The organism is Mycobacterium sp. IDUB_37 (assembly GCF_055419245.1).
On record NZ_JBVAXG010000005.1, the window covers coordinates 144,997 to 158,149 of the forward strand.

Below are 13,153 nucleotides of genomic sequence, written 5' to 3' on the forward strand. Positions count from 1 at the left end.
TCAACGAATCGACTGCGGGACAAAGGCATTGCGGGCAGCGCCGGCATCGGGCCGGACTGAGCCCACCAACTCGTTGGCCACCGACAACAGCTCACCGAGTTGACGCGGGTAGACCACCTGGCCGCTGGCCGCCAATTCCGCGATGTCAGCCGCGGTGCACCACCGGGAACCGTGGATGTAGCGGAGTTCCAGCTCCGTTCGCCCCTCGGGCGCCGGCTCGAACCGCTGGGTGCGGCACACCAGATAGAACTCTTCGCTGTCGATCATCGAGCCGTTGAACTCGAAGACCTCGTCGCGCCGCCAGACGGGTCCGACCAGGTCAGCGGGCTGGATGCGCAGACCGGTCTCCTCCGCCAGTTCGCGCGCGGCAGCTTCGGCCAGACGCTCGCTGGGGCGCACCTCGCCGCCCACGGTGAACCACCAGCGTGGAGCCGCCCCGCCGCCGGCTTCGGCAAGCGCGGGGTCCGAGCCGCACAGCAACAGCACCGCGCCGTCCTCGTCGAGTAGCACCACCCGCGCCGACGTGCGGTGATTGAGCTCGTGGTCAGTGTGCGCCTGCGCGTGCGGTCGCTCGTAGATCTCGAAATAGGTTGGCAGCGGCGCTCGTCCACCAAGACGGAACAGCCGCACCATGCGCCGCTCGGCCAGCACCAGGGTGTCGCGCACCGCGTCGTTGTGGAATCGGCGGGCCAGCAGCACCCGGGCTTCGGCGTCGGACAGTTCCGCCACCAGGGCCGCCGGCACCGACGCCGGGTCGACCATCGCCAGCGCGGCGGAGAGTTCGTTTTCCGCGGTCTCGCGGGCATTGCGGCGAGCGCACTCGGCGGCGTCCGCCAGCGCCGCCAACCGCATGCCGTCGGGCGCGCCGCCATAGGCATCGATGGCGACGGCCCGCGCCACCACCGCGCGTCGCGCCAGCGCTGCGTCCAGCGCCTGCCAGGACAGGTCATAGCGAACGTTGAGCCGGTCCAATCTGTGCGCGCGCTGGAAACCCCACGCGGCGAACATGACCAGCAGCAAAACGAAAGCCGCGACAACAGTCACCAGCAGCCAATTCACTAGCTGGCCACCTGCACCTTCACACCGGATCCGGCAACCGTCTCGTACACCCGCATGATCTGGCTGGCGACCACCGACCAGTCGTAGCGGCGGACGGCCTCCGCGCCGGCGGCGACGTATTGCTCGCGCAGCGCGTCATCTTCGAGCAGCGCGATCAGCGCGTCAGCCAGCGCCGGGCCGTCCTCGACGGCAACCAACCGCCCAAGCTCCCCTTCCTGCAGGACCCGCCGGAACGCATCCAGGTCACTGGCCACCACGGCAGTGCTCGCGGCCATCGCCTCTACCAGCACGATCCCGAAGCTCTCGCCACCGGTGTTGGGCGCGCAGTAGACGTCGGCGCTGCGCATCGCCGCCGCCTTCCCGTCATCGTCTACTTGACCCAGGAAATGCACATTGTCGACGAATTCACTTGCCTGAATTCGTAATTCGTCTTCATCGCCGCGACCGACGATCAACAGTTGCATATCGGGAAACCGCTGCACCACCGCTGGCATGGCGGCCAGCAACGTCGCCATACCTTTGCGCGGTTCGTCGTAACGCCCCAGGAAAAGCACCGTCTTACCCGGCCGTGGATATCCCTCCAGCAATGCCGCCGACGCGAAGAAGTCGACATCGACACCGTTGGGAATCTCGACCGCGTCGGACCCCACTGATTCCATCTGCCAGCGACGGGCCAAGTCGGACACCGCGATCCGGCCGATGATCTTCTCGAATCTGGGGCGCAGCATGCCGCCCAACACCGACATGGCTACCGACTTGGTGGTCGAGGTGTGAAACGTTGCGACAATCGGGCCCTCGGCGATGTTGAGGGCTAGCAGCGACAGGCTCGGGGCGCTCGGCTCGTGCAGATGCAGCACGTCGAATTCGCCTTCCTGCAGCCACTTTTTGACTTTGCGATGGGTGGCCGGGCCGAACCGCAGCCGGGCCACCGACCCGTTGTAGGGAATGGCGACTGCCTTGCCCGCGGAGACGACGTAGTCGGGCAACGACGTTTCCGGAGATACCGGCGCCAGCACGCTGACCTCATGTCCTCGCGCCAGCATCACTTCGGCCAGTTGCAGCACGTGTGCCTGCACGCCGCCCGGCACATCGAACGAGTAGGGGCAGACCATCCCGATCCGCATCAGCGGCCCTTCAGCCGTGCCCGTCGTTCGTCCGACAGATCGGCAAGCCACTGCGGTTGCATCATGTGCCAATCTTCGGGGTTGGCTGCGATATTGACAGCGAAGTGGTTTGCCAGCACCTGGGTAATGGCACTGACGTCACCGCTGCTGGTGTCCAGCGGCGGCTCCATATTGCACGCCCAGCTGTCACCGTTGAACCAGCAGTGCGACGGAAGCAAGGCCGCCCCGGTCGCGATGGCGAGCTTGGCCGGGCCGGCCGGCATGCGAGTGGTTTCATTGAAGAATTCGACTTCGACTCCGGTGCGGGTGAGGTCGCGCTCGGCCATCAGGGCCACCACCCGGTTGTCCCGCAGCCGGTCGCAGAGGATCTCGAAGGGCTGTTGATTGCCGCCGGACAGCGGAATGACTTCAAAGCCGAGCGTCTCGCGGTATTCGATGAATCGCCGATACAACGACTCCGGCTTGAGCCGTTCGGCGACGGTGGCGAAGGTGCCGTGGGTATGAGCGAGCCACACCCCGTTCATGTCCCAGTTGCCGCTGTGCGGCAGCGCCAGCACCACACCGCGACCTGCGGCGAGCGCGGCATTGAGGTTGTCCTGGCCGTGGGTGCCGCTGTTCAGCCGCCTTGTCAGCTGACCGAGGTCCATCGTCGGCAGCCGGAAGGCCTCCCGCCAGTAGCGACCATAAGACTCGAGCGAGGCGCGCATCAGCGAGTCCGGTACCTTCTTCGGCCGCACCCCGAGGACCCGCGCCAGGTTCTTGCGCAGCTGCTCCGGACCACCATTTCGGGCAGCGTAGCGGGCGCCGGCGTCGAACGCAGAGCGAGCGGCGAACTCCGGCATCGCCCGCACCGCCCGCCAACCGCTGGCATACGCCCAGTCGGTCGCCTTTCCCGTCACATAGTCCCGGGGCCGGCCGGGCAACTTCAGACCCACCGAGGGAGGCATCACGGCTCGCTCCTTCTCGGGAGCGGAATACGGTCGACGGCACCGGGCGAGGTGCGCACCGCATACAAACGCTGCCCGCACGTCACCACGCTCAGCACCGCCAACAGCCACATGCCGATCGGCAGCGCCGGCGGCCAGGCCATCGAGATCCCGGCGCCGCTCATCACGATGATCAGCCGCTCTGGACGTTCGATCATGCCGCCGTCGCCGCGCAATCCGCTGGCTTCGGCGCGGGCCTTGATGTAGGAGATGACCTGCGAGGTGACCAGGCAGATCAGGGTCGCCACGGTGAGCAGTTTGTCATGCATGTGGAACGCGATCCACCACAGCAGCCCGCAGAACACCGCGCCGTCGCTGATCCGGTCGCAGGTCGCGTCCAGTACCGCACCAAAGCGGGTGCCGCCGCCGCGTTCCCGGGCCATCGCCCCGTCGGCCATGTCGAACACGGTGAAGAACCAGACCACGCAGCCGCCGACGAACAGCCGGCCCATCGGATACAAGGTCAACGCCCCCGCCATCGAGCCGACGGTGCCGATCACGGTGACGATGTCCGGCGTGAGGCCAATCTTCAGCAAAGCTCGTGCCACCGGGTCGGTGGCGCGCGCGAAGAACGCCCGCGTCAAGAACGGGAGCTTGCTCATGACTGCTGGACCCACTCGTCAGCCAGCAGCCGACGGGTGTCGCGCAGCAGCTGCGGAATCACCTTGGAGCCTCCGATGATGGTGATGAAATTCGCGTCGCCGCCCCAGCGCGGCACGACGTGCACGTGCAGGTGCTCTGCCAACGAGCCACCCGCCGATGTTCCGAGGTTGATGCCGACGTTGAAGCCGTGTGGGCGAGACACGTTCTTGATGACGCGGATCGCCTTCTGAGTGAAAGCCATCACCTCAGCACTCTCGGAGTCGGTCAAATCCTCCAGCTCCGCGACGCGACGGTAAGGCACCACCATCAAGTGACCCGGGTTGTACGGGTAGAGGTTGAGCACCACATAGACGAGTTCGCCCCGGGCCACCACGAGGCCGTCCTCGTCGGACATGGTGGGTATGTCGGTGAAAGGCTGCGCCGGGTTGTCCTCATCGCGCTTGAGCGGCCCTTCGGCGAGGTAGTTCATCCGGTACGGAGTCCACAGCCGCTGCAGGTGGTCTCGGTCCCCGACGCCGCGGTCGGAGATGGTGTCGTCCGCGCTCCGCTCCTCCTCAGCCATTGTCACTCACTATCACTCACCGGCACGTTCACCAGTTCGGCTGTGGGAGTGGCATTCTCGCGATCGGCGATCCATTTCACGATGGTGTCGACCGCGTTCGACCGGTCGACGCCGTTGAGCTGGGTGCGGTCGCCGAATCGGAAGCTGACGGCACCGGACTGCACGTCACGGTCGCCGGCGAGCAACATGAACGGCACCTTCTGGTTGGTGTGCTGGACGATCTTCTTGGCCATCCGATCGTCGCTGGTGTCCACCTGCACCCGCACTCCATGCGACTTGAGTTGAGCGGCAACCTCTTTCAGGTACGGAATGTGTTCGTCGGCGACCGGAATACCGACCACCTGAACCGGCGCCAGCCACGCGGGGAACGCTCCCGCGTAGTGCTCGGTGAGCACACCGAAGAACCGTTCGATCGACCCGAACAACGCGCGGTGAATGAGCACCGGACGCTGCCGCGTGCCGTCGCTGGCGGTGTACTCGAGGTCGAATCGCTCCGGCATGTTGAAGTCCAGCTGGATGGTCGACATCTGCCAGTTGCGGCCCAGCGCGTCTTTGACCTGCACCGAGATCTTGGGGCCGTAGAACGCGGCGCCGCCGGGGTCAGGAACCAGGTGCAGTCCGGACGCCTCACTGACCTCGCGCAAAACCTCGGTGGCCTCGTCCCAGACCTCGTCGGACCCGACGTACTTCTCCGGGTCCTTGGTGGACAGCTCCAGGTAGAAGTCGTCCAGGCCGTAGTCCCCGAGCAGGTCGAGCACGAAACGCAGCAACGAGGTCAGCTCGTCGCGCATCTGCTCACGGGTGCAGTAGATGTGCGCGTCATCCTGGGTCATGCCGCGCACCCGGGTCAGCCCGTGCACCACGCCGGATTTCTCGTATCGGTAGACACTGCCGAACTCGAAGAGCCGCAACGGAAGTTCGCGGTAGGAGCGGCCGCGGGCCCGGTAAATCAGGTGGTGCATCGGGCAGTTCATCGGCTTGAGGTAGTAGTCCTGCCCAGGCTTGCGGACCGTGCCGTCCGGGTTGAGTTCCGCGTCGATGTGCATCGGCGGGAACATGCCGTCGGCATACCACTCCAGGTGCCCTGAGGTGATGTAGAGCTGTTCCTTGGTGATGTGCGGGGTGTTGACGAACTCGTAGCCCGCCTCGACGTGCTTGCGCCGCGAGTACTCCTCCAGCTCGCGCCGCACAATACCCCCGTTGGGGTGGAAAACCGGTAAGCCGGAGCCGATTTCGTCGGGGAAGCTGAACAGGTCCAGTTCCACCCCAAGCCTGCGGTGATCGCGGCGCAGGGCCTCTTCGATCAGCTCCAGGTGCGCATCGAGCGCCTCCTGGGACTCCCAGGCGGTGCCGTAGATGCGTTGCAGACTGGCGTTGCGCTGGTCGCCGCGCCAATACGCCGCCGAACTGCGAGTGAGCTTGAACGCCGGGATGTGCTTGGTGGTCGGGATGTGCGGTCCGCGGCACAGGTCGCCCCACACCCGTTCGCGGGAGCGGGGGTTGAGGTTGTCGTAGGCGGTGAGTTCGTCGCCCCCGACTTCCATCACATCGGGGTCGCCGGACTTGTCGTCGACGAGTTCGAGCTTGAACGGCTCGTCGGCCAGCTCTCTACGCGCCTCGTCCTTGGATTCGTAGACCCGCCGGTCGAACAGCTGGCCTTCCTTGACGATCTGGCGCATCCGCTTTTCCAGCGCCGCAAGATTTTCCGGCGTGAACGGCTCGGTCACGGCGAAGTCGTAGTAGAAGCCGTCGACGATGGGTGGTCCGATGCCGAGCTTTGCGCCCGGGAACAGGTCCTGGACGGCCTGGGCCAGCACGTGGGCGGCCGAGTGCCGGATGACGCTGCGCCCCTCGTCGGTGTTGGCCGCCACCGGGACGACGTCGGCGTCGGCCTCCGGCACCCAGCTCAGATCGCGCAGTTTGCCCTCACTGTCGCGCACCACCACGATCGAGTCGGGCGTCCCGCGCCTCGGCAACCCCGCCTCGCCGACAGCGGCCGCCGCGGTAGTCCCGGCAGGGACCCGGATCGGGCCTGCGGGGGTCGACTGTGCGGGGGCGCTCATCGGGTGGTCTCCAATACTCAGGATTTGGTGGATCGGGTCGCGACCATGCTATCGGGACGTCACCTCAGGGCTGCCCCGGCTTGAGCCGCACGAACAACGCGTCAGCTTCGGTCAGCACGGTGTTGCCGTCGCGTAACCGGCCGGACACGAAGATCTTGCGTCCGTCCACGTTGTCGATTCCGGCGTCGAACTGCAACTCCTTTTCGATCGGCACGATCTTGCGGTAGTTGACCGTCAGGTAGGCGGTGCGCTGACGTGCGCTGCCGGTGAGCCACGCCGCCGTCATCCCGAGCATGCTGTCGAATAGCATGCCGAGCGAGCCGCCATGCACGGCTCCGTTGCGGCCGAGGTGAAAGCGGGCGAACCGGGCCGTGCCCTCGATGCGCCCGTCCGCAGTCTTATGAGCTTCGAGAGGGACGGTCAGGACGTTGCCACGCGTCGGCAGGTCCATCCGGCGACCCGAGGGCGACTGCCATTCGTCGGCGTCGTAGGGAGCCAGCAGCGCAGAGAGCTCCTCGAGCCGGTCGGCCGCCTGGGTGATTATCTCGTCGGGTGCGTCTGCGGCGCGGGCGTGATCCTGCAACTTGCGAACCGCGTCGATGAACCTGCCGTAGTCCGGCCCGCCCTTGTCGGTGGGAACAGGCGGGTTGAACCCGCCGCCGGGGTGAGCGGCCGCATCGTTTGTCACCAGCACACCGTATTAAACGGCAGCTAGCCGCTCTGCTGGGCGGCACCGGCGGCCGACAGCGCCTCGAATTCATCATCGGTGATGCTGATCTCGGCGGCGGCCACGTTCTCCTCGAGGTGGGCCACCTTCGACGTACCGGGGATCGGCAATATCACCGACGATCGCTTCAGGAGCCAGGCCAACGCCAGTTGCGAAGGAGTCGCGTCGTGAGCCGAGGCGATCTTCTGTAGCGGACCGTCTGGGGCGGCAAGCGGCCCCGCTGCCAGCGGGAACCACGGAATGAACCCGATGCCCTGGGCGGCCGCGGCATCGAGCAGCGGCTCGGCCGAGCGCGTCGTCAGGTTGTACATGTTCTGCACCGACACGATCGGCGCAATCTCGCGTGCGGCGTTGAGCTGGTCGACGTTGATCTCGGACAGGCCGATGTGGCGGATCTTGCCCTCACTCTGCAAGGCGACCAGCTCGCCGAGTTGATCGGCCAGCGGGAAGTTCGCGTCGATGCGGTGCAGCTGATACAGATCGATGGTCTCGACCCCGAGACGCCGCAGGCTCATTTCACATTCCTGGCGTAGATAGCTCGGATTGCCCAGGGGGATCCACACATCCGGACCGGTACGCAGTAGGCCGGCCTTGGTGGCAATCACTAAGTCCGTATAGGGGTGCAGCGCCTCGCGGATGATCTCCTCACACACGTACGGGCCGTACGAATCCGCGGTGTCGATGAAGTTGACGCCCAGTTCCGCCGCCCGCCGCAGCACCCGCACACATTCGTCGCGGTCGGCGGGCGGTCCCCATACGCCCTTTCCGGTCAGCCGCATCGCGCCGAAACCGAGTCGGTTGATGGTCAGGTCGCCACCGAGGGTGAACGTTCCGGATGAGCTCGCAGTCACGCCTGCGACGTTACGCGTGGCAAGCTGGGCCAGGTGGACCTGGACACCCTCGCTCAGCAACAGCTGACCTATCAGGAAGTGGGCGCGACCGCCGCTGACCAATTGCCGCCGGGGTACGCCCACCTCAGCGCCTCAGCCCAGATCGGCACCGGTCGGGAACGGTTCGAACAGGCCGCCGACGCTGTCATGCACTGGGGCATGCAACACGGCGCCGGCCTGCGGGTAAAGGCCAGCTCCGACAAGGTCGCGGTCTCCACCGTGGTGGTGGTTCGGATGATGGGCGTGCTGCAGGCCCCGTGCCGGGTGGTGTACGTGATCGACGAACCCGATGTACGCGGCTTCGGCTACGGAACCCTGCCGGGCCACCCCGCGACGGGCGAGGAACGCTTCGCTGTCCGCTTCGACCCGACCACATCCGCCGTTTACGCCGAGGTGTCGTCGTTTTCTCAGCCCGCCACCTGGTGGAGCAAGCTCGGCGGACCGTTTGTGGTGGTAGCGCAGCGGGTCATCGCGAAGCGGTATCTACGCGGGATTTGAGCTTTAGACCTACGAGGCCGAACGGCCCTCGATCGCGGGACGGTCGTCCAGCAGACCCGACTGTTGCACGGCGCCCGTGATGAACCGCTGTACGGGCCGAGAACCGATGAATCCGGCATGACCACCGCGGTACCAGACCATTTCGGGCTTACCCCAGTGCTGCCACAGTGGAATCACCTGATGGCGAGGATGCACCACCCGGTCGGCGATACCGGCGTAAACGAAACGACCACGGGCGGGTACCTGCGGCGTGAAAGACAGCGGCGAAATCATTCGGCCAATAGGTTCGGCGAGTTTCATCGTGTCCAGGCGCGGGTCGCCGGAGGGCAGGCCGGAGTGCCTACCCAGCAGCTCAATCAGATTGGCCACCGGAACGCCGAGAATCGCGCTGGTCAAGTCGCTCTCCAGACTGGCAACCAGCGCCGCGATATAGCCGCCCAGCGACATGCCGTTCAATCCGATCGGCGACCCGGGCTCTTGCGCGCGGATCCAGGACAACAGCCGCCGGATATCCCACACCGCCTGGGCCGTCGCATGTACGTCGTCGAGAACATTCTCGCCCGGGAAGACCGCGCTCTTCGGTAGGCCACGCGCCCGGCGCCCGTGCATGGGCAGCAGCGGCAGCACCACATTCAAACCGAGCTCTTCGTGCAGCTTCCAGGCCCGAAATATTTTGAGATCAATTGCGCCCCTACCCATTTCGGTGCCGTGCACGCACACCAACCAAGGTCGCGGTGCTGGATGGCGCAGCAACAGTGCGTACTCGCGGCGCAGCGCGGTATATCCGCTCCATCTGTCGCCACCGGGTTCGCCGAAACGGGGTCGATAACCGCTCTCAAAGGACAGCCGCTGATAGGAACTGTCATGTCGGTTGACCTGCCGAACTTCTACATCCGACAGGGGCGAAGGTTTTGCGAAGAATCCGGCCGGCTTGTCCAGCCAACCCTTCCGGCCGTAGAAATTCAGCGCAGCGACGACCTCCTCGCTGATGCGCTGGAACGCCCGCGGCCGACTGATTGGACGCCGCACCTTCAGCCCCGCCAAGACGACCTCGTCGCGAAACGCCTGGGCCGCCAGAGCGACGGTGGGTCGTTCGATCGGCAGGTCGCCGCCGTCGGACCTGAGATAGTCATTCCAGGACTTCGCGACGTAACGTCCGGTGTGCCACGCCGGCCGCACTGCCGCGCTGACGACGCCCGGCACCTTCAGCTCGATCCGGTCCATATTTGCCCAATACCCGATATCTCCGGCGGAACACAGAGGATCAGGCGTCACTTCAGCTATCGCTGAACCACCACTCCCCAAGCAGTTGCTCCGCGCCCGAGCACATGGCGTCGATCACCTCCCTGACCGAAGCGTCATCGCGGATCATCGCGACGCCCTGACCTGCGTCCACAGGGTCGGTCAACCCCTCGTCGGCCAGGACCCGGGCCGGGAATCGCTCCGGCCACGGCAACCCGGCGGCGACGTCGAAATCCCGGGTCACCCGAGTGTCTGTTTCGTCCGCGGCGATCAGGGCCCGACGGCCCTGCGCACCGGTCAGCGCCTCCGGGCAGGCAGCCAGCCGGGTACCCACCCATGCGCCGCTGGCGCCCGCGGCAAGCACTGCGGCGAGGCTGCGGGGCGATGCGACTCCCCCGCCGGCGAGCACCGGTACGGATACCGCGTCTAGGACGGCGTCCAGCAGTGGCAGCGTCGCTACCTGGGTAGCCCCGTGACCGCCGCCTTCGGCGCCGCGGGCAACGAGCAGATCGACGCCGGCGTCGGCGGCTCGCCGCGCCCCTGCCGCGTCGTAAACCTGGGTGGCCGTAGGGATTCCGGCGTCGTGACCCTGCGCGACCCAGGACCAGTCGTCACCGAAACTAACCGACAACAGTGCTGGGTCCGCAGCGAGCGCGTCCTCCAGCAGTCCGGCCCGGCTGCGCATGACCCAGTCCACCAGGCCGATCCCGAATCGTCCGCGCACCTGCGCGAGTTCCGCGGACAGTGACGCCCGGGTCGCTGTGCTGCCCATGCCGACCATGCCCAATCCGCCGGCTGCGGTGACCGCGCTGGCCAGTCGACCGCCGGCCACCCCGCCCATCGGCGCGTTGACGATCGGCACCCGGAGACGGAAATCCCGTGACCACGGTGTGGCGAGCACGATCGGGTTGCGGGGTCCGGCTAGTGGGATGCGCCGGGCTGGGATTTCAGCACGGTCAGCATGATCACCGAGTCCGTCACCGCGTGCAGGGCGTGGCGAACCGGCGGAATCGCGACGTAGTCGCCGGTTTTCCCGTCCCAGCTGTCGTCGCCGGCGGTGAGGCGCACGTGCCCCCGCAGCACCTGCAGCGTCGCCTCACCCGGACTCTCGTGTTCGGACAGGTCGTGATCGGCGAGCAGGGCCAGCACCGTCTGACGAAGTTCGTGGGTGTGTCCGCCGTGGATGGTGTGGGCGGCCCGGCCACTGTGGGTCGTGGCGGCCTCTGCCAACTTTTCGGAGGCCAGATCGGTCAACGAGATGGAATCCATCAGTGGGTCACCCTTCAGCCGTCACAGCCCGTTCAGTAGCAGTATTCCTGCCACCAGCAACGCAACCACCTTTACCGCCTCCAGAGCAATGTAGACGTAGTGCGCCCGGGAGCGAGGCTCGTCCAATCCCGCCAGCACCTGGTCGGAACGGCGCGTCAGACGGGGTCGCACCGCGATCAATTGGCCCGCCAGCACCGCACCGGCCGCTGCCAGCGATGCGATGACAGGCACCGGGGTCGGCTCTGCCAGCACATACGCCCCGATGACCAGCGCGAGAACCACCTCGACAGTGTTCAGTGCGCGAAAGACCAGCCGACCGATCCCCAGCCCGATCTGCAGCGTCACGTTGGGCGCACGAAACTTCAGCGGAGCTTCCAGGAAGGAGATCGCCAGCACCATCCCCAGCCACACGAAGGTGCAGGCGATCTCGATGGCCCGCCCGGTGTTCATCGCGCCGATCCCGCGGGTGCTCCCACCGGCGCCAGGTGCGCGAGACACAGGCCCGGCTCAGCGAACGCTTCCAGGCGATCGACAGTCACCGGTGCTTCCCAGGTCTTCAAGGCTCCTTGCATGAGACCCAGGTGAATGGGACATACGACGTTCGACTGCTGCTCCGCGAGTTCGAGGAACGGGCAGTGCCGCAGGCCGAGTTGCCGATTGCCGTCGACCGCGCGACGTTCGGGTTCGAAGCCCATCGCGTCGAGCACGTCGACCAGCTGGTCGACGGCGTCCTGGCTACCCGGCTTCGCGACCGGAGCACCCAGGCGTTCGCCCCAGGCGCGGCCGGCGGCGATGGCCCGCGAACTCGAATCCTTCTCGGCCGCAAGACCGAAAACCAGCATCTCGGCGAGCATCCGGTAATGACGGGTGCCGCCGCGGTCCATCCGCGAAACCGCCCGGAACATCAGCGGTGGCCGCCCCGGACTGCGACGGGCGGGTTTGACCTGTTCCACCTGGCCGTCGCCGACCAGGCTGTCGAGGTGAAAACGCACGGTGTTTGGGTGGATGCCCAACTCGTCGGCGATTGCGACGATGCTCAGCGGGGCGTGAGACTTCCGCAGCATCCGCAGCACCGCACGACGGCGGCCGACCGGCTCGTCACCTGCTTCGGGGATGACTGAATCGGTGATGCCACTCACCCTCTCGGATCTTCTGGGGCCCGCACCGGAGTTTACCCATGTCGATTTGTGAAAATTAGGCAAGCCATCGTAACTTTCGTTCGTGTCAATATTCAAGAGCCGAAGCATTGGCCCGCAAATGCCAAATCGACCCGCATACTGAACCGAATCTGGACCCCGAACCCTGCACGGAAGGCGGTCTGATGGCCGGCAAACAAGACCCTCTCCCCCTGTCGAGCCGCGACGACGAGCATGTCCAGGGGCATTGGCTGCTGGCCCGCCTGGGCAAACGGGTGCTGCGTCCGGGCGGTGTCGAACTCACCCGCACCCTGCTGGCCCGTGCCGAGGTTTCCGCAGCAGATGTGTTGGAGTTCGCCCCCGGACTCGGCCGCACCGCCGTGGAAATCATCGCTCGCAGCCCGCGTTCCTACGTCGGCGCCGAAGCCGACCCAGACGCCGCCAACCTGGTTCGCGGGGTGGTAGCCGGGCACGGCGATGTCAAGGTCACCGACGCCGCCGAGACCGGACTTTCTGACGCCAGTGTCGACGTCGTCATCGGCGAGGCGATGCTGACCATGCAGGCTGATGCCGCCAAACACGCGATCGTCGCCGAGGCCGCGCGAGTACTCCGACCATCAGGGCGCTACGCGATCCACGAACTCGCCCTGACACCCGACGATCTGCCCGACGAAGTGACCACCGATATCCGGCAGTCGCTCGCCCGCGCGATCAAGGTCAACGCACGTCCGCTTACGGTCGCGGAGTGGTCTGCGCTGCTCGCCGGTCATGGGCTGGTTGTCGAGCACGTTGCGACGGCACCGATGGCGCTGTTGCAGCCACGGCGGGTGATCGCCGACGAAGGGCCACTGGGCGCGCTGAGTTTTGCCAAGAACGTGCTCACCCAACCCGAAGCGCGGAAGCGAGTTCTGGCGATGCGCAACACCTTCCGCAAGCACCGGGAGCAGCTGACCGCCGTCGCCATCATCGCCCGCAAGCCGGCCTGATCGGCCGA

At 66.3% G+C, this 13,153-nt stretch carries 15 protein-coding genes; 2 read left to right on the forward strand and 13 right to left on the reverse strand.

What is annotated here, in order from left to right; all coding sequences use genetic code 11:
* The 8 genes from ACZY1I_RS18355 to ACZY1I_RS18390 form a co-directional block, all read right to left on the reverse strand.
* Positions 1 to 1,059, reverse strand: coding sequence for an NUDIX hydrolase (locus tag ACZY1I_RS18355; RefSeq protein WP_463755893.1), 1,059 nt, complete (start codon positions 1,057 to 1,059; stop codon positions 1 to 3).
* A complete protein-coding gene (locus ACZY1I_RS18360) occupies positions 1,059 to 2,183 on the reverse strand; it encodes a glycosyltransferase family 4 protein (protein WP_463755894.1) in 1,125 nt (374 codons plus the stop codon). Before ACZY1I_RS18360 ends, ACZY1I_RS18355 begins: the two co-directional genes overlap by 1 nt.
* Complete coding sequence (locus ACZY1I_RS18365) at positions 2,183 to 3,130, reverse strand: phosphatidylinositol mannoside acyltransferase (RefSeq protein WP_463756287.1); 948 nt, start codon at positions 3,128 to 3,130, stop codon at positions 2,183 to 2,185. The genes ACZY1I_RS18360 and ACZY1I_RS18365 overlap by 1 nt, the downstream gene beginning before the upstream one ends.
* On the reverse strand, positions 3,130 to 3,771 hold the full coding sequence (gene pgsA / locus ACZY1I_RS18370) for a phosphatidylinositol phosphate synthase (protein WP_463755895.1): 642 nt from the start codon (positions 3,769 to 3,771) through the stop codon (positions 3,130 to 3,132). The genes ACZY1I_RS18365 and pgsA overlap by 1 nt, the downstream gene beginning before the upstream one ends.
* Complete coding sequence (locus tag ACZY1I_RS18375) at positions 3,768 to 4,334, reverse strand: ATP adenylyltransferase (protein ID WP_463755896.1); 567 nt, start codon at positions 4,332 to 4,334, stop codon at positions 3,768 to 3,770. Before ACZY1I_RS18375 ends, pgsA begins: the two co-directional genes overlap by 4 nt.
* A 2-nt stretch (positions 4,335 to 4,336) precedes the next feature.
* Positions 4,337 to 6,397: a threonine--tRNA ligase gene (gene thrS, locus ACZY1I_RS18380; protein ID WP_463755897.1), complete on the reverse strand. Its 2,061-nt coding sequence runs from the start codon at positions 6,395 to 6,397 to the stop codon at positions 4,337 to 4,339.
* Between the two features lie 64 nt (positions 6,398 to 6,461).
* Positions 6,462 to 7,085, reverse strand: coding sequence for a PaaI family thioesterase (locus ACZY1I_RS18385; protein ID WP_463755898.1), 624 nt, complete (start codon positions 7,083 to 7,085; stop codon positions 6,462 to 6,464).
* A 23-nt stretch (positions 7,086 to 7,108) separates the two neighbouring features.
* The gene (locus ACZY1I_RS18390; RefSeq protein ID WP_463755899.1) at positions 7,109 to 7,975 is read right to left on the reverse strand and encodes an aldo/keto reductase; all 867 of its coding nucleotides are present in this window, start codon (positions 7,973 to 7,975) and stop codon (positions 7,109 to 7,111) included.
* A gap of 33 nt (positions 7,976 to 8,008) precedes the next feature.
* Between ACZY1I_RS18390 and ACZY1I_RS18395 the strand changes: the two genes are divergently transcribed.
* Positions 8,009 to 8,512, forward strand: coding sequence for a DUF1990 family protein (locus ACZY1I_RS18395; protein WP_463755900.1), 504 nt, complete (start codon positions 8,009 to 8,011; stop codon positions 8,510 to 8,512).
* A gap of 9 nt (positions 8,513 to 8,521) precedes the next feature.
* On the opposite strand, the gene ACZY1I_RS18400 is transcribed toward ACZY1I_RS18395, so the two are convergent.
* Genes ACZY1I_RS18400 through ACZY1I_RS18420 form a run of 5 tightly spaced genes read right to left on the reverse strand, consistent with a single transcriptional unit; the run spans position 8,522 to position 12,153 of the window.
* A complete protein-coding gene (locus tag ACZY1I_RS18400; RefSeq protein ID WP_463755901.1) occupies positions 8,522 to 9,736 on the reverse strand; it encodes an alpha/beta hydrolase family protein in 1,215 nt (404 codons plus the stop codon).
* Between the two features lie 52 nt (positions 9,737 to 9,788).
* Positions 9,789 to 10,655, reverse strand: coding sequence for an NAD(P)H-dependent flavin oxidoreductase (locus tag ACZY1I_RS18405; protein WP_463755902.1), 867 nt, complete (start codon positions 10,653 to 10,655; stop codon positions 9,789 to 9,791).
* A 20-nt stretch (positions 10,656 to 10,675) separates the two neighbouring features.
* A complete protein-coding gene (locus tag ACZY1I_RS18410; protein ID WP_463755903.1) occupies positions 10,676 to 11,023 on the reverse strand; it encodes a cupin domain-containing protein in 348 nt (115 codons plus the stop codon).
* A gap of 21 nt (positions 11,024 to 11,044) precedes the next feature.
* A complete protein-coding gene (locus ACZY1I_RS18415; protein ID WP_463755904.1) occupies positions 11,045 to 11,473 on the reverse strand; it encodes a hypothetical protein in 429 nt (142 codons plus the stop codon).
* Positions 11,470 to 12,153, reverse strand: coding sequence for a helix-turn-helix transcriptional regulator (locus ACZY1I_RS18420; protein ID WP_463756288.1), 684 nt, complete (start codon positions 12,151 to 12,153; stop codon positions 11,470 to 11,472). Before ACZY1I_RS18420 ends, ACZY1I_RS18415 begins: the two co-directional genes overlap by 4 nt.
* A 191-nt stretch (positions 12,154 to 12,344) precedes the next feature.
* Here ACZY1I_RS18420 and ACZY1I_RS18425 point away from each other — a divergent pair, with 191 nt between their 5' ends.
* Positions 12,345 to 13,145 (forward strand): class I SAM-dependent methyltransferase, encoded by an 801-nt coding sequence (locus tag ACZY1I_RS18425; RefSeq protein WP_463755905.1) that lies wholly within the window; start codon positions 12,345 to 12,347, stop codon positions 13,143 to 13,145.
* Positions 13,146 to 13,153: the final 8 nt, after the last annotated feature.